This window comes from Pseudomonas sp. GW821-FHT09C08, from assembly GCF_059418125.1.
Window position 1 is genome coordinate 212598 of sequence record NZ_JBWKPG010000008.1, and the last position, 23699, is coordinate 236296.

Consider the following 23699-nt stretch of genomic DNA (forward strand, 5'->3'; position numbering starts at 1 on the left):
CTTTGGTCAGCGGCGGCATTATACATAGGTCGCTATGCTTACGCCGAGCCTTCATACAAAAGGTGTGTCGTCCATTGGTCTAAAGGTCGCAGGGCCCAACGTGCTACCAAGGTCGCATGCAGTGCTCAAGATTGGCGATTTTGCCTTTGCTTTCAGGCTTGTAGGCGACAATTTATGCTGTTTTCGATGCAAATGAGCATGGCGTGAGGTTTCAGTCGCCATTTATCTGGAGTAGGCTCGAACGCAGCCAGATGTTCAATCCATAGATGGAGTTCAGCATGGGATACAAGAAGATTCAGGTTCCGGCAGTCGGCGACAAAATCACCGTCAATGCAGACCATTCTCTCAATGTTCCTGACCAACCGATCATCCCTTATATCGAAGGTGACGGTATTGGCGTCGACATCAGCCCGGTGATGATCAAGGTGGTCGACGCGGCTGTTGAAAAGGCCTACGGCGGCAAGCGCAAGATCTCCTGGATGGAGGTGTACGCCGGCGAGAAAGCCACTCAAGTCTACGACCAGGACACCTGGCTGCCCCAGGAAACCCTGGATGCGGTCAAGGATTACGTGGTGTCCATCAAGGGCCCGCTGACCACCCCGGTCGGTGGCGGCATCCGTTCGCTGAACGTGGCCCTGCGCCAACAACTCGACTTGTATGTGTGCCTGCGCCCGGTGCGCTGGTTCGAAGGCGTGCCGAGCCCGGTCAAGAAGCCAGGCGATGTGGACATGACCATCTTCCGTGAGAACTCCGAAGACATCTACGCCGGGATCGAGTGGAAAGCCGGCTCGCCCGAAGCGATCAAGGTGATCAAGTTCCTCAAGGAAGAAATGGGCGTGACCAAGATCCGTTTCGACCAGGATTGCGGCATCGGCGTCAAGCCGGTCTCCAAAGAGGGGACCCAGCGCCTGGCGCGTAAAGCCCTGCAATATGTAGTGGATAACGACCGCGACTCGCTGACCATCGTGCACAAAGGCAACATCATGAAGTTCACCGAGGGGGCCTTCAAGGAATGGGCCTACGAAGTGGCGGCGCAGGAATTCGGCGCGACCCTGCTCGATGGCGGTCCATGGATGCAGTTCAAGAACCCGAAAACCGGCAAGAATGTGGTGGTCAAGGATGCAATTGCCGACGCCATGCTCCAGCAGATCCTGCTGCGCCCGGCCGAATATGACGTGATTGCGACACTCAACCTGAACGGCGACTACCTGTCCGACGCGCTGGCGGCGGAGGTCGGCGGTATCGGCATTGCGCCGGGGGCCAACCTGTCCGACACCGTGGCCATGTTCGAGGCGACCCACGGCACCGCGCCCAAGTATGCGGGCAAGGACCAGGTCAATCCGGGTTCATTGATCCTGTCGGCGGAGATGATGTTGCGCCACATGGGCTGGACCGAGGCGGCTGACCTGATTATCAAGGGCACCAATGGCGCGATTTCGGCCAAGACCGTGACCTATGACTTCGAGCGCCTGATGGATGGCGCGAAGTTGGTGTCGTCGTCGGGCTTTGGTGATGCGCTGATTTCGCATATGTAAGGCGCAGGCATAAAAAAACCGGCCGTCCCAATCTTGCTGGGGTGGCCGGTTTTTTATTGCGTTTGAGCGCTCGACGGCGGATCAGGCCGTTTGCTTCTTTTCGTTATGAGCGGTCGACCCCGCGGTGGGTTCAGGTGCCTTGGCGATGATTTCCACGGCATGCAACCCTTTCGGTCCTTGAATGATTTCGAAACTTACAGGTTGGCCCGCTTTCAGCGTCTTGTACCCATCCATCTTGATCGCTGAAAAATGCGCAAAGAGATCTTCGGACTTACCGTCCTCTACGACGAAACCGTAGCCTTTGGCATTGTTGAACCACTTGACCTTACCACTTGCCATGCCCATATCCCTCTGCACCAGACTCCATCACTGGAGTATCATCCAGTTTATCCGTCCTAACCCGAATAAATAAGGTTGACTGCGCGGACCTTTTTTACCCACTGTGGGTTCTATTGGTTGTAACACCGTTTTGCCGATAGTCAAGGCGACTGGCCGGTCAGTAGTTGAAATTCTGACAGGTCGCCCCCACCACTGTATTTGAACCACTGACGAACCTTTCTTTCCATGCATGCAATCAGCCAGATTCGACTAACATTCAATCAGGATCGACCGGATCACGAACACGATGACGACGGTTCTGCAGGCATTGCTGTTCAGGAGGCCAAGCCTGCTTTACAGGCGCCGCCGATGTACAAGGTGGTTTTGTTCAATGATGACTACACACCGATGGATTTCGTGGTCGAAGTACTCGAGGTGTTTTTTAACCTGAACCGCGAGTTGGCGACCAAGGTAATGCTGGCCGTTCACACAGAAGGACGGGCAGTATGTGGAGTGTTTACCCGCGACATCGCCGAGACAAAGGCCATGCAGGTCAACCAGTACGCCAGGGAAAGCCAGCATCCGCTACTCTGTGAAATCGAGAAGGACGGTTAACGCCGACCACTTGGGTATGAGGTGAAGCTATGTTAAACCGCGAGCTCGAAGTCACCCTCAATCTTGCCTTCAAGGAGGCCCGTTCGAAGCGTCATGAATTCATGACCGTCGAGCACCTGCTGCTGGCACTTTTGGATAACGAAGCTGCCGCCACCGTTCTACGTGCGTGCGGCGCCAACCTCGACAAACTCAAGCATGACCTGCAGGAGTTTATCGACTCCACCACGCCACTGATCCCCGTGCATGACGAGGACCGCGAGACCCAGCCAACCCTGGGCTTCCAGCGGGTATTGCAGCGTGCTGTTTTCCACGTACAGAGCTCCGGTAAGCGTGAAGTCACAGGCGCCAACGTGCTGGTGGCAATTTTCAGCGAGCAGGAAAGCCAGGCAGTGTTCCTGCTCAAGCAGCAGAGCGTTGCCCGTATTGATGTCGTCAACTACATCGCCCACGGTATCTCCAAGGTGCCTGGGCACGGCGATCATTCCGAGGGTGAACAGGATATGCAGGACGACGAGGGCGGTGAGTCTTCTTCTTCGGGCAATCCACTGGATGCCTATGCCAGTAACCTTAATGAGCTGGCGCGCCAGGGGCGGATCGATCCGCTGGTGGGGCGTGAGCTTGAGGTCGAGCGTGTAGCGCAGATCCTCGCGCGTCGTCGCAAGAACAACCCGTTGCTGGTGGGTGAGGCCGGCGTGGGTAAAACCGCGATTGCCGAGGGCCTTGCCAAGCGCATTGTCGACAATCAGGTGCCTGACCTGCTGGCCAACAGTGTCGTCTACTCCCTTGACCTGGGCGCCTTGCTCGCCGGGACCAAGTACCGTGGCGATTTCGAGAAGCGCTTCAAGGCGTTGCTCGGTGAGCTGAAGAAACGTCCGCAGGCGATCCTGTTCATTGATGAAATCCACACCATCATTGGTGCCGGTGCGGCATCCGGTGGGGTAATGGACGCCTCGAACCTGCTCAAGCCGCTGCTGTCGTCGGGTGATATCCGCTGCATCGGTTCGACCACGTTCCAGGAATTCCGCGGCATTTTCGAGAAAGACCGCGCCTTGGCGCGTCGCTTCCAGAAAGTCGACGTGTCCGAGCCTTCGGTTGAAGACACCATTGGCATCCTGCGCGGGCTCAAGGGGCGTTTCGAAGCGCACCATGGCATCGAGTACACCGATGAAGCCCTGCGTTCGGCCGCTGAACTGGCGTCGCGCTACATCAATGACCGGCACATGCCGGACAAGGCCATCGACGTGATCGACGAGGCGGGTGCCTACCAGCGCCTGCAGCCGGTCGAGAAGCGTGTGAAACGCATCGACGTGCCTCAGGTCGAGGACATCGTGGCGAAGATCGCGCGGATTCCGCCAAAACACGTCACCAGTTCTGACAAGGAACTGCTGCGTAACCTGGAGCGTGATCTCAAGCTGACCGTGTTCGGCCAGGATGCGGCCATCGACTCGCTGTCCACCGCGATCAAGTTGTCGCGTGCGGGCCTCAAGTCGCCGGACAAGCCTGTGGGTTCGTTCCTGTTCGCCGGTCCTACCGGCGTCGGCAAGACCGAGGCGGCACGGCAGTTGGCCAAGGCCATGGGCATTGAGCTGGTGCGTTTCGACATGTCCGAATACATGGAGCGTCACACTGTGTCGCGCCTGATCGGTGCGCCTCCGGGCTATGTCGGGTTCGACCAGGGCGGCCTGTTGACCGAAGCGATCACCAAGCAGCCGCATTGCGTATTGCTGCTCGATGAAATCGAGAAGGCGCACCCGGAAGTCTTCAACCTGCTGCTGCAGGTGATGGACCACGGCACCCTGACCGACAATAACGGGCGCAAGGCGGATTTCCGCAACGTGATCGTGATCATGACCACCAACGCCGGTGCCGAAACGGCCGCGCGGGCTTCGATCGGCTTCAGCCATCAGGATCACTCTTCCGATGCCATGGAAGTGATCAAGAAGAGCTTTACGCCGGAGTTCCGCAACCGCTTGGACACCATTATCCAGTTTGGTCGCCTCAGCCATGAGGTTATCAAGAGCGTGGTGGACAAGTTCCTCACCGAGCTTCAGGCGCAGTTGGAAGACAAGCGCGTGCAGCTGGACGTGACGGACGCGGCGCGCAACTGGCTGGCCGAAGGTGGTTACGACGCGGCAATGGGCGCTCGCCCGATGGCGCGTCTGATCCAGGACAAGATCAAGCGGCCATTGGCCGAAGAGATCCTGTTCGGCGAACTGTCCGACCATGGCGGCGTGGTGCATATCGACCTGAAGGATGGCGAGCTGACCTTCGACTTCGAAACCACGGCGGAAATGGCCTGATCGTTGGCTGCAATAAAGCAAAGGCGCCGAAAGGCGCCTTTTTGCTGTCTTGATGTTGGTGGAGATCAAATGTGGGGGCTGGCTTGCCTGCGAAAGCGGTGGATCAGCCAGCGAATGCATCAACTGGCGGATCGCCTTCGCGGGCAAGCCCGCTCCCACAGGGGATTGGGGTGGGGCCTGAGACCCCGGGTGTATGCAAATCAAATGTGGGAGCTGGCTTGCCTGCGAAAGCGGTGGGTCAGCCAGCGAATGCATCAACTGGCGGATCGCCTTCGCGGGCAAGCCCACTCCCACAGGGGATTGGGGTTAGGTCTAGGCCCCGGGTATACGCAGATCAAATGTGGGAGCTTGCCTTTGAAAGCGGTGGGTCAGCCAGCGAATGCATCAACTGACGGATCGCCTTCGCGAGCAAGCCCGCTCCCACAGGGAATTGGGGTATGGCCTGAGACCCCGGGTGTATGCAAATCAAATGTGGGAGCTGGCTTGCCTGCGAAGGCGGTGGGTCAGCCACCGAATGCATCAACTGACGGATCGCCTTCGCGGACAAGCCCGCTCCCACAGGGGATTGGGGTGGGCCTGAGACCCCGGGTGTACGCAGATCAAATGTGGGAGCTGGCCTGCGAAAGCGGTGGGTCAGCCAGCGAATGCATCAACTGACACACCGCCTTCGCGAGCGAGCCCGCTCCCACAGGGGATTGGGGTGGGGCCTGAGACCCCGGGTGTATGCAAATCAAATGTGGGAGCTGGCTTGCCTGCGAAGGCGGTGGGTCAGCCAGCGAATGCATCAACTGACGGATCGCCTTCGCGGGCAAGCCCGCTCCCACAGGGGATTGGAGGTGAGGCCTATACCCCGGGTGTACGCAGCTCCCACATGAGTCCTGCAGCCCTGCATAAATAGCGCACACAAAAACGCCCGGCATAACCGGGCGTTTTGTATTGACTTGCTTAACGAGCGCGGTAAGTGATGCGCCCTTTGCTCAAGTCATAGGGCGTCAGCTCGACGCGCACTTTGTCACCGGTAAGAATACGAATGTAGTTCTTGCGCATCTTGCCGGAGATATGCGCGGTTACGACGTGCCCATTTTCCAACTCCACACGAAACATGGTGTTGGGCAGGGTGTCGACGACAGTGCCTTCCATTTCGAAGCTGTCTTCTTTCGACATGCAGTAAAGCCCTCGGTATCCAGTGAATGGCCCGGTGCAACTGCGCCAGGCAAAAGCGGCGTGCATTGTGCCCGAAAAAGGGTGTTTAAGCCAAGGGGTTCTAGTTAAGCGTGACCCATCTTTGATTAATCAGCAGTTCAATAGGCCGATATTGGGTCTTGTAGTTCATCTTTTTGCAGTTCTTGATCCAGTATCCGAGGTACACCGCCTCGAGTTCCAGGCGCATGGCTTCGCCAATTTGCCAGAGGATCGCGAAGCGCCCCAGGCTGCGGCGTTCTTCGGCTGGTTCGTAGAAGGTGTAGACCGCCGACAGGCCGTTAGGCAGCAAATCGGTCACGGCGACGGCCACCAGGCGACCGTCGAGGCGAAACTCGTAGAATCGCGAGAACGGCAGCTCACGCACCAGGAAGGTGGAAAACTGATCGCGGCTGGGCGGGAACATGTCGCCGTCAGCATGGCGTTGCTCGATGTAGCGCTGGTAAAGGTCGAAATATTCTTCGCTGAACCTCGGCTTGGCCGAGGTCACCGTCAGGTCGGCGTTGCGCTTGAGGATGCGTTTCTGGTTGCGGTCCGGTACAAACTGCGTCACAGGGATGCGCGCCGGGACGCAGGCATTGCAGTTCTGGCAATGGGGCCGGTACAGGTGGTCGCCGCTGCGCCGAAAGCCCATTTCCGAGAGATCGGCATACACATGCACGTCCATTGGCTGGCTGGGATCGAGGAACAGCGTGGTGGCCTGCTCGTCGGGCAGATAGCTGCAAGAGTGGGGTTGAGTGGCATAAAACTTCAAACGCGCCAACTCGGTCATGATCAACCCTCGGGTAAGCTTTGAAATAAGTGTAAGCCAGGTGCGCGCAAGTCGCCTAGGAAACCCACGGTCCAGTGTTGGGTTGATCCAGATGGTCGCGCAGCAGGCCCGCGAATTCGCTGCGGGGGATGGCGCGGGCGCCCAGGCTGTGCAGGTGATCGTTGGGCATCTGGCAGTCGATCAGCACAAATCCCCAGGCCTGCAGTTGCCGAGTCAGTGTGGCAAAGCCGAATTTCGAGGCGTTGTCGGCGCGACTGAACATGGATTCGCCGAAGAACAATTGGCCCATCGCCAGGCCATACAGGCCGCCTACCAGTTCGCCGTCGTCCCATACCTCCACCGAGTGCGCATAGCCGCGCGTGTGCAGCTCGAGGTAGGCGCGCTGGATGCCCTCGGTGATCCAGGTGCCATCGGCATAGGCGCGCGGCGCGGCGCAGGCCTGGATGACGGCAGCGAAATCCTGGTCGAATGTCACGCTGTAGCGCTGCTGGCGCAACAATTTGCCCAGGCTGCGCGAGACGTGCAGTTCGTCGGGGAAGATCACCGTGCGCGGGTCGGGCGACCACCAGAGGATCGGCTGGCCCTCGGAGAACCACGGGAAGCAACCGTGGCGATAGGCCTGGACCAGGCGTTCGGCCGACAGGTCACCGCCGGCAGCGAGCAGGCCATTGGGTTCGCGCATGGCTTTGGCCAGTGGCGGGAATGTCAGGGTGTCGCGTTGTAACCAGGTCAGCATGGCATCCAGGCTTACGGAAGGGGAGGGGAGTGGCAGGAATGTCGCCTGCACCGAGAGCGTGATTATTGTCGACACAGCGCTGTGGGGCCAGCCCGAATCGGCCATCGGCGCGCATTAGCGTGAGCGCGTGTTTCTGCAACTCTGTGCCTGAGGCGTGGTCGTAATCGGGTCTGGCCGATGCAGGCCATTTGCCAAGCTTGCCTGGATTGGTAAAAACAGCTCATAAGCCTTTGTCAGCAAAGACAATGCATGCTCAAATTGAACATCTTGTGACACACAATTGGCTATGCTGCTTGAAGAGCGCCAAGTGGTGTGGCATCAGGGGCACAAACCCGTACAATGCGGCGATTGTGGCGTTATCGCCATTTCATCCAGCAATCGCCCAGTGTTAAAAGTAGATTCAATGACGTTCGTTCATTTTTCAGCTGCTCGGATTGGGCAGTATTTACAGTTATTCAACAGATGGACGCGCTAAAGGCGCAGGAAAAGACCCGTTTTGAAGAAATCCGCCGCAACACCCAAAGCAGCAGTCGTGCCGGCCTGGCGCCAGCACCTGCACTACCGACTCAAGGAAGGTGCGCTGATCGCTATCGGCGCGCTGTGCCTGTTCCTGATGATGGCCTTGCTCACCTATGGCAAGGACGATCCGGGCTGGAGCCACAACAGCAAGATCGAAGACGTGCAGAACTTCGGTGGACCTGCCGGCTCCTACAGCGCCGATATCCTGTTCATGGTGCTCGGTTACTTCGCGTATATCTTCCCCTTGCTGCTGGCGATCAAGACCTGGCAGATCTTCCGCCAGCGGCATGAGCCGTGGCAGTGGAGCGGCTGGCTGTTTTCCTGGCGCCTGATCGGCCTGGTGTTCCTGGTGTTGTCCGGCGCGGCGCTGGCGCATATCCATTTCCATGCGCCTACCGGCCTGCCGGCGGGCGCGGGCGGGGCGTTGGGCGAAAGCCTTGGCGACCTGGCGCGCAGGACCCTGAATATCCAGGGCAGCACCTTGATGTTCATCGCGCTGTTCCTGTTCGGCCTCACCGTGTTCACCGACCTGTCGTGGTTCAAGGTGATGGACGTGACCGGCAAGATCACCCTCGACCTGCTGGAGCTGTTCCAGGGCGCTGCCAACCGTTGGTGGGCGGCCCGGGTCGAGCGCAAGCGCATGGTCGCCCAGTTGCGTGAGGTCGACACCCGCGTCAACGAGGTGGTCGCCCCGAGCACGCCGGACCGCCGCGAGCAGGCCAAGGTCAAGGAGCGCCTGATCGAGCGCGAGCAGGCCCTGAGCAAGCACATGTCGGACCGCGAGAAGCAGGTGCCGCCGGTGATTGCTCCGGCACCGCCCAAGCCCGCCGAGCCAAGCCATCGCGTGCAGAAAGAGAAACAGGCGCCGTTGTTTGTCGACAGCGCCGTCGAAGGCACCTTGCCGCCGATCTCGATCCTCGATCCGGCCGAAAAGAAGCAACTCAACTATTCCCCCGAGTCCCTGGCGGCTGTCGGCCACCTGTTGGAAATCAAGCTCAAGGAGTTCGGCGTCGAAGTGTCGGTGGACTCGATCCACCCCGGCCCGGTGATTACCCGTTACGAAATCCAGCCGGCGGCAGGCGTCAAGGTCAGCCGTATCGCCAACCTGGCCAAGGACCTGGCGCGCTCCCTGGCCGTGACCAGCGTGCGCGTGGTCGAAGTGATTCCCGGCAAGACCACCGTAGGTATCGAGATTCCCAACGAGGACCGCCAGATCGTGCGCTTCTCCGAAGTACTCTCGACGCCGGAATACGACAACTTCAAATCGCCGGTCACCCTGGCCCTGGGTCATGACATCGGCGGCAAGCCGGTGATTACCGACCTGGCGAAAATGCCGCACTTGCTGGTTGCCGGTACGACCGGTTCGGGTAAGTCGGTGGGTGTGAACGCGATGATCCTGTCGATCCTGTTCAAGTCCGGCCCGGAAGACGCCAAGCTGATCATGATCGACCCGAAGATGCTCGAACTGTCGATCTACGAAGGCATTCCGCACCTGCTGTGCCCGGTCGTCACCGACATGAAGGACGCCGCCAACGCCCTGCGCTGGAGCGTGGCCGAGATGGAGCGTCGCTACAAGCTGATGGCGAAGATGGGCGTGCGCAACCTGTCGGGCTTCAATGCCAAGGTCAAGGAAGCCCAGGACGCCGGCACGCCGCTGACCGACCCGCTGTACAAGCGCGAGAGCATCCACGACGAAGCGCCGCTGCTGAGCAAGCTGCCGACCATCGTGGTGGTGGTCGACGAATTCGCCGACATGATGATGATCGTCGGCAAGAAGGTCGAAGAACTGATCGCCCGTATCGCCCAGAAGGCGCGGGCGGCGGGTATTCACTTGATCCTCGCGACCCAGCGTCCGTCGGTGGATGTGATCACCGGCTTGATCAAGGCCAACATTCCGACGCGGATGGCGTTCCAGGTGTCGAGCAAGATCGACTCGCGGACCATCATCGACCAGGGTGGCGCCGAGCAGCTGCTCGGCCACGGTGACATGCTCTACATGCCGCCGGGCACCAGCCTGCCGATTCGGGTGCACGGCGCCTTCGTTTCCGATGACGAAGTGCATCGCGTGGTGGAAGCCTGGAAACTGCGTGGCGCTCCGGAATACAACGACGACATCCTCGCGGGCGTCGAGGAAGCCGGCAGCGGCTTCGACGGCGGCAGCAGCGGTGGCGACGACGATGCCGAGACCGACGCGCTGTACGACGAGGCCGTCGCGTTTGTGCTGGAAAGTCGCCGCGCCTCGATTTCCGCGGTGCAGCGCAAGCTGAAAATCGGCTACAACCGCGCCGCGCGCATGATCGAAGCCATGGAAATGGCTGGCGTCGTGACCGCAATGAACACCAACGGCTCGCGCGAAGTCATCGCCCCCGGGCAGATGCGCGACTGATCACGTGCCGCGTGGCAGCACGCGGCACGCCCTAACGACTCAATGAGGACTCCCATGCGTCTTATCCGCATGCTGTTGTTGCCAGCACTGGCCCTGACTGCTGTTTCGGCGCACGCCGACCCGGCCTCCGTGGCCAGCCTGACCAACCTGCTGGACAAATCCAAGACCCTGACCGCGCGCTTCTCCCAGCTGACCCTGGACGCGGGCGGCACCCAGTTGCAGGAAACCGCCGGCGAAATGGCCGTGCAGCGCCCTGGGCTGTTCTACTGGCACACCGAAGGCAAGGCGGAGCAGACCATCGTCTCCGACGGCCAGAAAGTCACGCTGTGGGACCCGGACCTGGAGCAGGCGACCATCAAGAAGCTCGACCCGCGCCTGAACCAGACGCCAGCGCTGCTGCTGTCGGGTGATGTGTCGAAAATCAACGAGAGTTTCGACATCACCTCCAAGCAAACCAGCAACGTGATCGAGTTCACCCTCAAGCCGAAATCCAAGGACACGCTCTTTGACACGCTGTCCCTGTCGTTTGGCAATGGCGTGATCAACAACATGCGCCTGGTCGACAGCGTCGGCCAGCGCACCGATATCCTGTTCTCCGGGGTCAAGGCCAATGAGCCGGTGCCGGCGTCCAAGTTCAAGTTCGACATCCCCAAGGGTGCCGACGTGATCCAGGAATAATCTGCCAAGAGGTTTCAAACGCTGCCCATGGACCTGTTTCGAAGTGACCCGATTGCTCAGCCACTGGCCGCGCGCTTGCGCTCGACCAACCTGGATGAGTATGTCGGGCAGGAACACCTGCTCGCTCGCGGCAAGCCTTTGCGCGAAGCCCTGGAGCAGGGTGCGCTGCACTCGATGATTTTCTGGGGGCCGCCGGGCGTGGGCAAGACCACCCTGGCGCGGCTGCTGGCAAAAGTCTCGGATGCGCACTTCGAAACGGTCTCGGCGGTACTGGCCGGGGTCAAGGAGATCCGCCAGGCGGTCGAGGTCGCCAAGCAGCAGGCCGGGCAATACGGCAAGCGCACCATCCTGTTTGTCGATGAAGTGCACCGCTTCAACAAGTCGCAGCAAGATGCGTTCTTGCCCTATGTCGAAGACGGCACGCTGATCTTTATCGGCGCCACCACCGAAAACCCTTCGTTCGAACTCAACAACGCCTTGCTGTCGCGGGCGCGGGTCTATGTGCTCAAGAGCCTGGACGAAGCGGCGATGCAAAAGCTGCTGCACCGCGCGTTGAACGAAGACAAGGGCCTGGGCAAGCGCCAACTGAGCGTCAGCGACGAAGGCTTCAAGATTTTGCTGACTGCCGCCGATGGCGATGGCCGGCGCTTTCTCAACTTGCTGGAAAACGCCTCCGACCTGGCCGAAGACGGCAGCGAAATCGGCGTCGACCTCCTGCAAAGCCTGCTCGGCGATACGCGTCGGCGCTTCGACAAGGGCGGCGAAGCTTTCTACGATCAGATCTCGGCGCTGCATAAATCCGTGCGCGGCTCCAACCCGGACGGCGCGTTGTACTGGTTTGCGCGGATGATCGACGGCGGCTGCGACCCGCTGTACCTGGCCCGCCGCGTGGTGCGCATGGCCAGCGAAGACATCGGCAACGCCGACCCGCGCGCCTTGAGCCTGTGCCTGGCCGCGTGGGACGTGCAGGAGCGCCTCGGCAGCCCCGAAGGCGAATTGGCCGTGGCCCAGGCCATTACCTACCTGGCCTGTGCGCCCAAGAGCAACGCGGTGTACATGGGCTTCAAGTCCGCGCTGCGCGCCGCTGCCGAGTACGGCTCCCTCGAAGTGCCGTTGCACCTGCGCAACGCGCCCACCAAGTTGATGAAACAACTGGGCTACGGCGACGAATACCGCTATGCCCACGATGAGCCGGATGCCTACGCGGCCGGTGAAGACTATTTCCCCGATGAGCTTGAGCCGCTGCCGCTCTATCAGCCGGTGCCGCGTGGCCTGGAGCTGAAGATCGGCGAAAAGCTCAATCACCTGGCCCAACTCGATCGCCTCAGCCCTAAACAGCGGAGAAAGTAGTGCTCAAGACGATTCTTGCCGTGTCCGCAGCCGGCATCGCTGGTACATTATTGCGTTTCGCCACCGGTAACTGGGTCAGCGCTAACTGGCCCAAGCATTTTTATGCGGCGACCCTGGCGGTCAACCTGGTGGGCTGTTTGATCATCGGGTTGTTGTACGGCTGGTTCCTGTTGCGCCCGGAAGTGCCGATTGAAATTCGCGCCGGCTTGATTGTCGGCTTTGTAGGCGGTCTGACGACCTTTTCATCCTTTTCACTGGACACGCTGCGACTGCTGGAAAGCGGGCAGGCCCTGGTCGCCTTCGGGTACCTGGGCATCAGCGTGTTCGGCGGGCTGCTCGCCACCTGGGCCGGCCTGTCCTTGACCAAACTTTGATAAACGAGAGACCGACATGCTCGATTCCAAACTGTTACGTAGCAACCTTCAGGACGTAGCGGACCGCCTGGCATTCCGTGGCTTTGCCTTGGATGTTGCGCGCATCGAAGCGCTGGAAGAACAGCGCAAGACCGTCCAGACCCGCACCGAAGCACTGCAGGCTGAGCGTAATGCGCGTTCCAAATCCATCGGTCAGGCCAAGCAGCGCGGCGAAGACATCGCGCCGCTGATGGCGGATGTCGAGCGCATGGGCACCGAGCTGTCCGACGGTAAAGTCGAGCTGGAAAAGATTCAGTCCGAGCTGGATTCGATCCTGCTGGGCATTCCCAACATTCCCCATGAGTCCGTACCGGTCGGCGAAGACGAAGACGGCAACGTCGAAGTGCGCCGCTGGGGTACGCCGACGTCTTTTGATTTCGAAATCAAGGACCACGTCGCCCTGGGCGAACTGACCGGCGGCCTGGATTTCGAAACCGCCGCGAAGATGTCCGGCGCGCGCTTTGCCTTGCTGCGCGGCCCGATCGCACGCATGCACCGCGCCCTGGCGCAGTTCATGATCAACCTGCACACCGGCGAGCATGGCTACGAAGAGGCCTACACCCCGTACCTGGTGCAGGCACCGGCGCTGATGGGCACCAGCCAGTTGCCGAAGTTCGAGGAAGACCTGTTCAAGATCAGCCGCGATGGCGAAGCCGATCTGTACCTGATCCCGACCGCCGAAGTGTCGCTGACCAACATCGTCGCCGGCGAGATCCTCGACGCTAAGCAACTGCCGATCAAGTTTGTCGCCCACAGCCCGTGCTTCCGCAGTGAGGCGGGTGCATCGGGCCGTGACACCCGCGGCATGATCCGCCAACACCAGTTCGACAAGGTCGAGATGGTGCAGGTGGTTGAGCCGTCGACTTCCATGGAAGCCCTGGAAGGCCTGACCGCCAACGCCGAACGCGTCCTGCAACTGCTGGAGCTGCCGTACCGCGTGCTGGCGCTGTGCACCGGCGACATGGGTTTCAGTGCCGTGAAGACCTACGACCTCGAAGTGTGGGTGCCGAGCCAGGACAAATACCGCGAGATTTCGTCGTGTTCCAACTGTGGCGATTTCCAGGCCCGTCGCATGCAGGCGCGCTTCCGCAACCCGGAAACCGGCAAGCCGGAACTGGTCCACACCCTCAACGGTTCGGGCCTGGCGGTAGGCCGTACGTTGGTGGCCGTGCTGGAAAACTACCAGCAGGCCGACGGCTCGATCCGTGTGCCGGAAGTGCTCAAGCCGTATATGGCGGGCGTCGAGGTCATCCGCTAAATGGAGTTTCTGCCGCTGTTTCATAACCTGCGCGGCAGCCGTGTGTTGGTCGTCGGTGGCGGGGAGATTGCCTTGCGCAAATCCCGGCTGCTGGCCGACGCCGGTGCAGTGCTGCGGGTGGTTGCTCCCCAGATCGAAGACCAGCTGCGTGTGTTGGTGCTGGGCAGTGGCGGGGAATTGATTTTGCGCGGTTATCAGGAGGCCGATCTCGACGACTGCACCCTGATTATCGCCGCCACCGATGACGAGCCGCTGAACGCGCAAGTGTCCAGCGATGCCAAGCGTCGTTGCGTGCCGGTCAATGTGGTGGATGCGCCGACCTTGTGCAGCGTGATCTTCCCGGCGATTGTCGACCGTTCACCGTTGGTGATCGCGGTGTCCAGCGGCGGCGATGCGCCGGTGCTGGCACGCTTGATCCGGGCCAAGCTGGAAACCTGGATTCCGTCCACCTACGGGCAACTGGCCGGGCTCGCGGCGCGTTTTCGCGCCCAGGTCAAAGGCCTGTACCCGGATGTGCAACAACGCCGTGCGTTCTGGGAAGAAGTGTTCCAGGGCCCGATTGCCGACCGTCAATTGGCCGGGCAGGGTGACGAGGCCGAGCGCCTGCTGATCGAAAAGGTCAACGGCGCGCCGCCGTATGCACCGGGCGAGGTGTACCTGGTGGGGGCAGGGCCGGGTGATCCGGACCTGCTCACCTTCCGCGCCTTGCGCCTGATGCAGCAGGCCGACGTGGTGCTGTACGACCGCCTGGTGGCCCCGGCGATTCTCGAACTGTGCCGCCGCGATGCCGAGCGTATTTATGTCGGCAAGCGTCGCGCCGATCACGCCGTCCCGCAGGATCAGATCAACCAGCAACTGGTGGACCTGGCCAAGCAGGGCAAGCGTGTATTGCGGCTCAAGGGTGGCGATCCGTTCATCTTTGGCCGGGGTGGCGAAGAGATCGAGGAACTGGCGGCCCATGGCATTCCGTTCCAGGTGGTGCCTGGCATCACGGCGGCGAGCGGATGCGCGGCGTATGCCGGGATTCCGCTGACTCACCGTGACTATGCGCAGTCGGTGCGGTTTATCACCGGGCACCTGAAGGACGGCACTTCGGACCTGCCCTGGCATGACCTGGTGGGACCGTCGCAGACCCTGGTGTTCTACATGGGCTTGATTGGCTTGCCGATCATCTGCGAACAACTGATCAAGCATGGCCGCGCGGCTGACACCCCCGCTGCGTTGATCCAGCAGGGCACCACCTCCAACCAGCGCGTATTCACCGGCACCCTGGCGGACTTGCCGCGCATGGTGGCGGAGCATGAAGTGCATGCACCGACACTGGTAATCGTCGGTGAAGTGGTGGTGTTGCGCGAGAAGCTGAAGTGGTTTGAGGGCGCGCAGTCGCAGGTTTAGGCCTGTGTGACTGCCGGGCTTGTTGAGGCTGCGCAGTTGTTGTGGCTAGTGGGCTTTCTGAGGCCAGTGAGATTTCTGAGGCCGGGGAGATTTTTGTGGGCAGTGGAGATTTCTGAGGCCTGTGGGATTCCTATGGGCAGTGGAGATTCCTGTGGTCAGTGAGATTCCTGTGGCCAGTGGAAATTCCTGAGCCAGTGAGATTCCTGTGGCCAGTGAGATTCCTGTGATCAGTGGAGATTCCTGTGGCCAGTGAGATTCCTGTGGTCAGTGGAGATTCCTGAGGCCAGTGAGATTCCTGAGGTCAGTGGAGATTCCAGAGGTCAGTGAGACTCCTGAGGTCAGTGGAGATTCCTGAGGCTAGTGAGATTCCTGGGGTCAGTGGAGACTCCTGAGACCAGTGATATTCCTGAGGTCAGTGGAGATTCCTGAGGTCAGTGGAGATTCCTGAGGTCAGTGGAGATTCCTGAGGTCAGTGGAGATTCCTGTGGCCAGTGAGATTTCTGAGGTCAGTGGAGATTCCAGAGGTCAGTGGAGATTCCAGAGGTCAGTGGAGATTCCAGAGGTCAGTGGAGATTCCTGAGGCCAGTGGAGATTTCTGAGGCCAGTGGAGATTCCTGTGGCGAGCGGGCTTGCCCCGCGTTGGGGCGCGAAGCGGCCCCAGTACACTCGCCGCGCAGTTTCAGGAAGACCGTGTAGGCAGGTTTTGGGGCCGCTTCGCGCCCCAACGCGGGGCAAGCCCGCTCGCCACAAGAAGCCCACTGATCTCAAGAAGCCCACTGATCTCAAGATGCCCGCTGACCTCAAGAAGCCCACTGACCTCAAGAATCCCACTAGCCTCAAGATGCCCACTAGCTCCGACAAGCTTGCTGCCATAGGAAGCCCCACCCCACAGACACCGGGTCGTCTCAGCTAAAGACGCCTTTCCCCGCAAGGCGAGCCCGATCATGGGCGGCATCAAAACTCTGCAACGGCCCCTTCGGCACGATTGCCGTCGGATTGATGGTCCGGTGGCTCGTATAGTAATGCCCCTTGATATGCGCAAAATCCACCGTCTCGGCCACGCCCGGCCACTGATACATCTCCCGCAACCAATTCGACAGGTTCGGATAATCGGCAATCCGCCGCAGGTTGCATTTGAAGTGGCTGTAATACACCGCATCAAAACGGATCAGCGTGGTGAACAGGCGCACATCCGCCTCGGTCAGGTACTCACCGGCCAGGTAGCGATGTACTTGCAGGTGCTGCTCCAGGTGATCCAACTCGGCAAACACATCATCAAATGCGCTTTCGTAGGCCTTTTGCGCGGTGGCAAAGCCGGCGCGGTACACGCCATTGTTCACGGCCGGGTAAATCCGCTCGTTCAGCGCGTCGATGCTCGGGCGCAGTGCCTGCGGGTAGAAGTCCAGGGTATTGCCGGTCAGCTCGTTGAAGGCGCTGTTGAACATGCGGATGATTTCCGCTGACTCATTGCTCACGATGCGCTGCAGTTTCTTGTCCCACAACACCGGCACGGTGACGCGCCCGGTGTAGTCGGCGGTGTCGGCGGTGTAACGCTGGTGCATGAAGTCGAAGCCATCCAGCGTGTCGCCAGTGGAGCCGTGGGTCTTGTCGAAGGTCCAGCCGTTTTCCAGCATCAACCAGCTGACTACTGACACGTCGATCAGGCTTTCCAGGCCCTTGAGCTTGCGCAGGATCAGCGTGCGATGCGCCCAAGGGCAGGCAAGGGAGACGTAGAGGTGATAGCGACCGGCTTCGGCCTTGAAGCCGCCTTCGCCGCTGGGGCCGGGCGCGCCATCGGCGGTCACCCAGTTTCGGCGTTGCGCCTGTTCACGCTGGAAAGCGCCGTCGGCGCTACTTTCGTACCACTGGTCCTTCCAGTGCCCTTCGATCAGCAAACCCATGACTGGCTCCTTGGCTAATAAGCGTTGGAGCCCAGTCTAAAGGGATGAGTTCGAACTAAAAGCGCAAAGACCGGGCGTGAATCATCGATTAAATCGATTTATCCCGTGCATCCCAGTACTGCTGCGCCAATGTGAACGCCTGTTCCCGTGGGTGGCCCAGGCCACGCAGCGCCAGGGCCATGGTCGCGATCAGCGCCAGTTGCGGGTAGCTGTCTTCGGCGTCGCCGCGCCACACGGCTTTTAAATGTTCCGGCTCAAGGCTCGCGGGTTTGACATGGCGCTGGGCGGAGAGGGCGGGCCATTCTTCGTCCCAGCTTTCGCCACCGGTGGTGCCGTACAGGTGGCTGATGGTGTCGGGATTGATCTCGACTTCGCCGCCATCCCCCTTGACCACAATCACATTGTCGCCGAGCAGGCCGCTGGCATCGCGGTGCACGCCCTGATAACCGGGGTGGAAGATGCTTTGCAGACCGCAGCGTGCATTCAGCGGGTTGAGCAGGCGTGCCAGGGAGTGGATCGGCGAGCGCAGGCCCAGGGTGTTGCGCAGGTCGATCATGCGCTGCAGTTGCGGCGCCCAGTCGCCCAGGGGAATAAATGCCAGGTTGCCTCGTTCGAACGCGGTGCCGACCTGCTGCCAGTTGCGGCACAGCGGGATCTGCAAGCCCTCCAGCAACTGCTCGGTGTACAAGCGGCCGGCGGTGTGTGCGCCGCCGCCGTGCATGAGGATGCGCACACCGTTCTGCGCCAGGCACTTGGCCGCCAGCAGGTACCACGGCAGGTGGCGCTTCTTGCCGGCATAGGTCGGCCAGTCGACATCCACGTTCAAGGCCGGGGCGTGCAGGCGTTCGCGCACCGCTTCGGTGAATCCGGCGAGTTCTTCCGGGCTTTCTTCCTTGTGGCGCAGCAGCATCAGGAAGGCGCCGATCTGGGTGTCTTCGACTTTTTCGTCGAGCAGCATGCCCATGGCCTCGCGGGCTTCTTCACGGGTGAGGTTGCGCGCGCCGCGCTTGCCTTTGCCCAGGATGCGCACGAATTGCGCAAATGGGTGCTCGGCAGGGGTTTCAAGGGTCAGCGGGGCAAAGTCGGTCATAAGCAATTCGTCGGCCTGGGCAGGCCCGCCAGCTTGGCGGCGAGTTTGGCGGGAGTGCCGTTGAACAGTTTGTTGAGGTGCAGGCTGTTGCCCTTTTCCGGGCCCAACTTCAAGGCGGTGTACTTGATCAGCGGGCGCGTGGCGGGAGACAGCTGGAATTCGGCATAGAACTGGCGCAGCAGCGTGAGGATTTCCCAATGGTCCGCGGTCAACTCCAGCGTTTCGGCGGCGGCCAGGGCGTGGGCCACCTCCGTCGACCACTCGTTCAGGTCGACGAGGTAGCCGTCCTTGTCCAGTTCCAGGGTGCGTGCGCCGACGGTCAGGGTGTTCATAGCCAGGTGTTGACCTTGTCGTAGTCGATCGACAGTTGCACGAAACCCGGGTAGTCGACGCTGTCGGCCCAATCCGGCAGCGGCAGATTGCGCGCCAGCAGGTCTTCGGCCAGCACCAGGACCTTCACACCCTTGGCCTGCAGGGCCGGATTGTGCAGCCCATAGGCGCCGTCGCCGCAGAGCAGGATTGCATCGTCGGCGCCACAGATGCGCAGGCAACTGGCGAGGCGGCTGTCGGTGAACGGCGAGTGGGAAACCACATGTAAAGTCGACATCAGAGGGTCATCACCTGGTCATAACGGTCAATCAGCGTGGAAATGGCGGCGCTGTCCAATGGCTGGGCGCTGGCCGGGGAGATAAGCCCGCGCTCGGCCAGGCTGTGGCTGCAGACGAACACATCATCGATGCCGAACAGGCCCAGTGCCTGCAGGTTGGCGCTGAGGTCCTTCTGCTGCACGGCCTTGGCGTCCTGGTGCGACGCCAGCTGGAACACGCCGTCATCGAGGAACAGCAGGCCGATCGGCAGATCAAACGCGCCGCCGGCCAGCACGATATCCAGTGCTTCGCGCGCGCCCGGCCCGGACCACGGTGCCTGGCGGCTGATCACCAATAAGGATTTGGACATCTCACGGCCCTCCAAAACAGATCAGGCGGTCGGCGGCCTGGGCGGCGTCGTGCAATTGCCCCAGGCCCGACAGCGCCCACGGCGCATCCAGGTTCACTGCGCTGCGTTGATAACGCGTGGCTTCCTCGGTGTTGAGCACGCCACGGCGCAACGCGGCGGCGATGCAGACCACACCGTCGAGTTGGTGCTGACTGACCCACTCGCGCCACTGGCGGGCGATGTCCTGCTCGTCCTGGGGCGCGACGATATTATTGGCAGCGCTGTAGACGCCGTCCTGATAGAAAAACAGCCGCACAATCTCATGCCCACCGGCCAGCACCGCCTGGGCAAAGCGCAGGGCGCGGCGCGAGGAGGGCGCGTGGGCGGCGGAAAACACTGCAATCGCAAACTTCATGGAACACTCTGCAAGCAAACGTGGGCCAATGATAAAGCCGCCTGCACGAAAAAGCCCGCCGTGATCAAAACGGTCACCCCCGCTGATCGTTCTGACGATTGCCGGTCGGCGCCAGGCTGCCTAGTCTGTGGGAACCCGAAACACAACTGGAGTGTTCATGTCAGGTCCCTTGGCGTCCCTCAAAGTGCTGGATTTTTCCACCTTGCTGCCCGGCCCGTTTGCGTCATTGATGCTCGCCGACATGGGCGCCGAGGTGCTGCGTATCGAATCGCCCACGCGCATGGACCTGTTGCGGGTACTGCCGCCGCACGATCAAGGCACATCGGCGAGCCACGCCTACCTCAATCGCAACAAACGCAGCCTGGCGCTGGACCTCAAGCAAGCCGAAGCGCTGGAGATCGTGCACGCGCTGGTCAAGGAGTACGACATCGTGCTCGAGCAGTTCCGCCCCGGGGTGATGGAGCGACTGGGCCTGGGATATGAGGCGTTGAAGGCGATCAACCCGCGGCTGATCTACGTCTCCATCACGGGTTACGGGCAGACCGGCCCCTACAAGGATCGCGCCGGGCATGACATCAATTACCTCGCCCTGGCCGGCGTCGCCAGCTATACCGGTCGCCAGGACAGCGGGCCGCTGCCCTTGGGCGTGCAATTGGCGGATGTGGGCGGCGGTTCGCTGCATGCGGTGGTGGGGCTGCTGGCGGCAGTGATTGCCCGGCAAACCAGTGGCCTCGGCCAGTACCTGGATGTGAGCATGACCGACTGTTCGTTCAGCCTGAATGCCATGGCTGGCGCCGGTTACCTGGCGTGTGGCGTCGAGCCGGCGTGGGAGGGGCATGTGCTCAATGGCGGCAGTTTCTACGACTATTACCGCTCGCGGGATGGGCGCTGGATGTCAGTCGGTAGCCTGGAACCCGGGTTTATGCAACAACTCTGCGCGGCATTGGGCCGCCCGGAGCTGGCGGCGCAAGGCTTGTCACCCAAACCGGAGGCCCAACAAGCCTTGAAGCTGGCGCTGCAGGTCGAGTTCGAGAAGCGCAGTTTTGATGAGCTGTGCGCGTTGTTTGCCGGGGTGGACGCGTGTGTGGAGCCTGTCCTCGCTTTAAGTGAGGCGGTGGAGCATCCGCAGTTGAAGGCACGGGCGTTGGTCACCCAGGTGCCACGGGGCGATGGCTCGACCCAGGCGCAGATTGCCTGCCCGTTGAAGTTTTCCGAGGCGTTGCCGCAGCCTAGGCATATCGGCGCCGCCGTAGGGGCGCACAGTGATGAAGTGCTGGCGGAGCTGGGCTTGAGTGCGCAGCGGATAGCCGATTTGCGGCAGGCCAAAGTTGTGGGGTGATTGGGCGGGGGCTTTCGCGGCCAAGCCCGTTGCCACATGTTGACCGCGCCCTATCCTCGTAATGCATTCAAACGGGGGGCGTGGGCGTGCCTGCGAAGGGGCCTCACTCCACCCGGGTTTCGCCGGTAAACACCAAGGTCTGCCGGCACCGCCTGCACAAATACCGCCGCCCCTGGGCCACCATCCCGTGGCGCTGTGACGAGAACGGAAAATCACTGTCCGCACACGGGCAACGGTAGATATAGCGCATCACCTGGCGGCGCTTGACTGCATAGGTGTGGCAACGGTCCGGCGGCAGTTCGTAGACCCCGCGCATGATCAGTTGCCATTCCTCGCCATGCGGCTGGATGCGCTCGCCAAACAATTGGTGGGCGATCAGGTGCGCCACTTCATGAGCCACGGTCTGCTTCAGGAAGTGCTGGCTGTTTTCGCGGTAGAGCTGTGGGTTGAAGCGCAGCAGGTTCTCGTGCAAATGCGCGACACCGGCCTTCTGGCCCCGCAGCTTGAGGCTGACCTGGGGGCGTTTGAAGCTTCGTTTGAAAAAGGATTCGGCTTGCAGGAAACAATCTTCGACGCGGGTATTGAGTTGCTCGGGCATGCTGACCATATCTCCAGAGACGTCCAGTATGCCGCAAAACCGGGTGTTTCCGAATCTGTCAGGCGCCGAATGGTCATGCATAACGCACAAAGCCACCTTGCGGCGGCTTTGCCTACCCCTTTGACCGGTCAGTTGGTATAGATCGGGCCGACGCCCAGCCCCCAGACAATCACGGTAAACGCCATGATTGCCACCAGGACCACCAGGCCCACGGCCAGTACCGAGCTGGAAAACAGGAAGCCCTCGTCGGGATCAATGCTCATGAAGGTGGGCAGCCCCACATATAGCAGGTACACCGTGTAGCAAATCGCCGCCGTCCCGACCACCATGCCCAGCCACATATGTGGGTAGAGCGCCGCCAGCCCGCCGATAAACAGCGGTGTCGCGGTGTAGGTGGCAAAGGCTACGCACCGCGCCATGCTGGGGTTGGCGTCGTAGGTGCGGGCCATCCAGTGAATGAACGCGCCCATCACTGCCACGCCGCCGAGCATGGCCGCGTACGACATGATGGTCATCCACAACGCGCTTTCCTGGGTCAGCATGACCGGCGCGCGGCTGCCGATCACCCAACCGACCCGGGTGGTACCGATAAAGGCGGACACGGCGGGGATCGCCGCGAGAATCAAGGTGTGAGTGAGGTACATGTGGCTGATGCTTTCTTCTTTATCGCCACGAATTTCCCGCCATTCCTGGTCGGGATGGGTAAACAGCCCCACGACGTGATGGATCATGCCAGTCACTCCTGTCGTTATTACCATCGCCCCCCATCGGAGCGCCCACCGGCCAATTGGCCTGAAAGGTCTGGATAGTGATGTGCGACCTCAAGTCGCAGTATAGGAAGGGATGACCGGAAAAACTGTAGGGCTTTAGAGCAAATCGCGCTGTAAACATTGGCCCTAATCGCGGTGAGGTCTGTGTACGCGTCGGCTTGCCGGCGATTGCGCTATAACGGGCTGCCACGGAACGGCAACCATCTCTATCGCCGGCAAGCCAGCGCCTACAATGGAACTCGGTGGTGCTTATCGGTAAAATACCGCGCTTTTCGTCACACACCTCTAGCGGATCCAAGCGCCATGGGCACTCTTACGGTCAATCAGAACAAACTGCAAAAACGCCTGCGTCGCCTGGCCGGTGAAGCGGTCGCCGATTTCAACATGATCGAGGATGGCGACAAGGTCATGGTCTGCCTCTCCGGCGGCAAAGACAGCTACACCATGCTTGACGTGCTGCTGCACCTGCAAAAGGTCGCGCCGATCCAGTTCGAGATCGTCGCCGTCAACATGGACCAGAAACAACCGGGTTTCCCTGAGCACGTGCTGCCGGCCTACCTCAAGGAGCTGGGCGTCGAGTACCACATCGTCGAGAAAGACACCTACTCGGTGGTCAAGGAGCTGATCCCGGAAGGCAAGACCACTTGCTCGCTGTGCTCGCGCCTGCGCCGTGGCACGCTCTACACGTTCGCCGATGAGATCGGCGCGACCAAGATGGCCCTGGGGCACCATCGTGACGACATCGTCGAGACCTTCTTCCTGAATATGTTCTTCAACGGCTCGCTCAAGGCCATGCCGCCCAAACTGCGTGCCGATGACGGGCGCAACGTGGTGATTCGCCCGCTGGCGTATTGCAATGAGAAGGACATCCAGGCCTATTCCGACTTCAAGCAATTCCCGATCATCCCGTGCAACCTGTGTGGCTCCCAGGAAAACCTGCAGCGCCAGGTGGTCAAGGAGATGCTGGTGGATTGGGAGCGCAAGACCCCAGGCCGTACTGAAAGCATCTTCCGCAGCCTGCAGAACGTGATCCCGTCACAGCTGGCCGACCGCAACCTGTTTGACTTCACCAGCCTGAAGATTGATGAAACCGCCGCGTCGCGCTTCGTCAATGTTGTGAACCTCTGAGCCGATTCAACGCTCTGACACACGGCGCTTGCGGGCGCCGTTTTCAA

General features: G+C 60.8%; 23 protein-coding genes. 11 read left to right on the forward strand and 12 right to left on the reverse strand.

Annotated features, from left to right (window positions below):
* Nucleotides 1–278 precede the first annotated feature (278 nt).
* Nucleotides 279–1535, forward strand: a complete 1257-nt coding sequence (gene icd, locus AC07OJ_RS25175; RefSeq protein WP_201145170.1) for an NADP-dependent isocitrate dehydrogenase — start codon at nucleotides 279–281, stop codon at nucleotides 1533–1535.
* Nucleotides 1536–1616: 81 nt separating this feature from the next.
* Here the strand turns inward: icd and cspD are convergent, their stop codons facing one another.
* The gene (gene cspD, locus AC07OJ_RS25180) at nucleotides 1617–1880 is read right to left on the reverse strand and encodes a cold shock domain-containing protein CspD (RefSeq protein WP_495095398.1); all 264 of its coding nucleotides are present in this window, start codon (nucleotides 1878–1880) and stop codon (nucleotides 1617–1619) included.
* 219 nt (nucleotides 1881–2099) lie between these two features.
* Between cspD and clpS the strand changes: the two genes are divergently transcribed.
* Nucleotides 2100–2468, forward strand: coding sequence for an ATP-dependent Clp protease adapter ClpS (gene clpS / locus AC07OJ_RS25185; protein ID WP_010567912.1), 369 nt, complete (start codon nucleotides 2100–2102; stop codon nucleotides 2466–2468).
* Between the two features lie 29 nt (nucleotides 2469–2497).
* The gene (gene clpA, locus AC07OJ_RS25190; RefSeq protein ID WP_065907505.1) at nucleotides 2498–4768 is read left to right on the forward strand and encodes an ATP-dependent Clp protease ATP-binding subunit ClpA; all 2271 of its coding nucleotides are present in this window, start codon (nucleotides 2498–2500) and stop codon (nucleotides 4766–4768) included.
* 945 nt (nucleotides 4769–5713) lie between these two features.
* Here clpA and infA read toward each other — a convergent pair.
* The 3 genes from infA to aat form a co-directional block, all read right to left on the reverse strand.
* On the reverse strand, nucleotides 5714–5932 hold the full coding sequence (gene infA, locus AC07OJ_RS25195) for a translation initiation factor IF-1 (protein ID WP_002553999.1): 219 nt from the start codon (nucleotides 5930–5932) through the stop codon (nucleotides 5714–5716).
* Nucleotides 5933–6032: 100 nt separating this feature from the next.
* Complete coding sequence (locus AC07OJ_RS25200; RefSeq protein WP_495095399.1) at nucleotides 6033–6740, reverse strand: arginyltransferase; 708 nt, start codon at nucleotides 6738–6740, stop codon at nucleotides 6033–6035.
* 55 nt (nucleotides 6741–6795) lie between these two features.
* Nucleotides 6796–7476 (reverse strand): leucyl/phenylalanyl-tRNA--protein transferase, encoded by a 681-nt coding sequence (gene aat / locus AC07OJ_RS25205; protein WP_495095400.1) that lies wholly within the window; start codon nucleotides 7474–7476, stop codon nucleotides 6796–6798.
* Nucleotides 7477–7972: 496 nt separating this feature from the next.
* Between aat and AC07OJ_RS25210 the strand changes: the two genes are divergently transcribed.
* The 6 genes from AC07OJ_RS25210 to cysG are packed head-to-tail and all read left to right on the forward strand — an operon-like array spanning nucleotide 7973 to nucleotide 15475.
* On the forward strand, nucleotides 7973–10381 hold the full coding sequence (locus AC07OJ_RS25210; protein WP_065907501.1) for a DNA translocase FtsK: 2409 nt from the start codon (nucleotides 7973–7975) through the stop codon (nucleotides 10379–10381).
* A 54-nt stretch (nucleotides 10382–10435) separates the two neighbouring features.
* Nucleotides 10436–11059: an outer membrane lipoprotein periplasmic chaperone LolA gene (gene lolA / locus AC07OJ_RS25215; RefSeq protein WP_065907498.1), complete on the forward strand. Its 624-nt coding sequence runs from the start codon at nucleotides 10436–10438 to the stop codon at nucleotides 11057–11059.
* Between the two features lie 27 nt (nucleotides 11060–11086).
* Nucleotides 11087–12409 (forward strand): replication-associated recombination protein A, encoded by a 1323-nt coding sequence (locus AC07OJ_RS25220; protein WP_065907495.1) that lies wholly within the window; start codon nucleotides 11087–11089, stop codon nucleotides 12407–12409.
* Complete coding sequence (gene crcB / locus AC07OJ_RS25225) at nucleotides 12409–12783, forward strand: fluoride efflux transporter CrcB (RefSeq protein WP_065907493.1); 375 nt, start codon at nucleotides 12409–12411, stop codon at nucleotides 12781–12783. Before AC07OJ_RS25220 ends, crcB begins: the two co-directional genes overlap by 1 nt.
* A 16-nt stretch (nucleotides 12784–12799) precedes the next feature.
* Nucleotides 12800–14080, forward strand: a complete 1281-nt coding sequence (serS, locus tag AC07OJ_RS25230; RefSeq protein WP_495095401.1) for a serine--tRNA ligase — start codon at nucleotides 12800–12802, stop codon at nucleotides 14078–14080.
* Nucleotides 14081–15475 (forward strand): siroheme synthase CysG, encoded by a 1395-nt coding sequence (cysG, locus tag AC07OJ_RS25235; protein ID WP_495095402.1) that lies wholly within the window; start codon nucleotides 14081–14083, stop codon nucleotides 15473–15475.
* Between the two features lie 905 nt (nucleotides 15476–16380).
* Here cysG and AC07OJ_RS25240 read toward each other — a convergent pair.
* The 6 genes from AC07OJ_RS25240 to tusD all read right to left on the reverse strand — a co-directional run bounded on the left by AC07OJ_RS25240 (nucleotide 16381) and on the right by tusD (nucleotide 19817).
* Entirely contained in the window at nucleotides 16381–17376 is a 996-nt protein-coding gene (locus AC07OJ_RS25240; protein ID WP_495095403.1) for a glutathione S-transferase family protein, read from the reverse strand.
* Between the two features lie 88 nt (nucleotides 17377–17464).
* Entirely contained in the window at nucleotides 17465–18466 is a 1002-nt protein-coding gene (locus tag AC07OJ_RS25245; protein WP_495095404.1) for a glycosyl transferase family protein, read from the reverse strand.
* On the reverse strand, nucleotides 18463–18798 hold the full coding sequence (locus AC07OJ_RS25250) for a TusE/DsrC/DsvC family sulfur relay protein (RefSeq protein WP_120448964.1): 336 nt from the start codon (nucleotides 18796–18798) through the stop codon (nucleotides 18463–18465). Before AC07OJ_RS25250 ends, AC07OJ_RS25245 begins: the two co-directional genes overlap by 4 nt.
* Nucleotides 18795–19073: a sulfurtransferase complex subunit TusB gene (gene tusB / locus AC07OJ_RS25255; RefSeq protein ID WP_106803439.1), complete on the reverse strand. Its 279-nt coding sequence runs from the start codon at nucleotides 19071–19073 to the stop codon at nucleotides 18795–18797. Before tusB ends, AC07OJ_RS25250 begins: the two co-directional genes overlap by 4 nt.
* Complete coding sequence (gene tusC / locus AC07OJ_RS25260; RefSeq protein ID WP_120448963.1) at nucleotides 19073–19423, reverse strand: sulfurtransferase complex subunit TusC; 351 nt, start codon at nucleotides 19421–19423, stop codon at nucleotides 19073–19075. Before tusC ends, tusB begins: the two co-directional genes overlap by 1 nt.
* Before the next feature lies 1 nt (nucleotide 19424).
* Nucleotides 19425–19817 carry a sulfurtransferase complex subunit TusD gene (gene tusD, locus AC07OJ_RS25265; RefSeq protein WP_065907471.1) on the reverse strand — a complete coding sequence of 131 codons (393 nt, stop codon included), beginning with the start codon at nucleotides 19815–19817 and terminating at the stop codon, nucleotides 19425–19427.
* Nucleotides 19818–19974: 157 nt separating this feature from the next.
* Between tusD and AC07OJ_RS25270 the strand changes: the two genes are divergently transcribed.
* The gene (locus AC07OJ_RS25270) at nucleotides 19975–21156 is read left to right on the forward strand and encodes a CaiB/BaiF CoA transferase family protein (protein ID WP_495095405.1); all 1182 of its coding nucleotides are present in this window, start codon (nucleotides 19975–19977) and stop codon (nucleotides 21154–21156) included.
* Nucleotides 21157–21259: 103 nt separating this feature from the next.
* Here the strand turns inward: AC07OJ_RS25270 and AC07OJ_RS25275 are convergent, their stop codons facing one another.
* Nucleotides 21260–21754 carry a SprT family zinc-dependent metalloprotease gene (locus AC07OJ_RS25275; protein ID WP_065907486.1) on the reverse strand — a complete coding sequence of 165 codons (495 nt, stop codon included), beginning with the start codon at nucleotides 21752–21754 and terminating at the stop codon, nucleotides 21260–21262.
* Nucleotides 21755–21882: 128 nt separating this feature from the next.
* On the reverse strand, nucleotides 21883–22485 hold the full coding sequence (locus AC07OJ_RS25280; RefSeq protein ID WP_065907465.1) for a Yip1 family protein: 603 nt from the start codon (nucleotides 22483–22485) through the stop codon (nucleotides 21883–21885).
* A 342-nt stretch (nucleotides 22486–22827) separates the two neighbouring features.
* On the opposite strand from AC07OJ_RS25280, the gene ttcA reads away from it, so the two are divergent.
* A complete protein-coding gene (ttcA, locus tag AC07OJ_RS25285) occupies nucleotides 22828–23652 on the forward strand; it encodes a tRNA 2-thiocytidine(32) synthetase TtcA (protein ID WP_065907464.1) in 825 nt (274 codons plus the stop codon).
* Nucleotides 23653–23699: the final 47 nt, after the last annotated feature.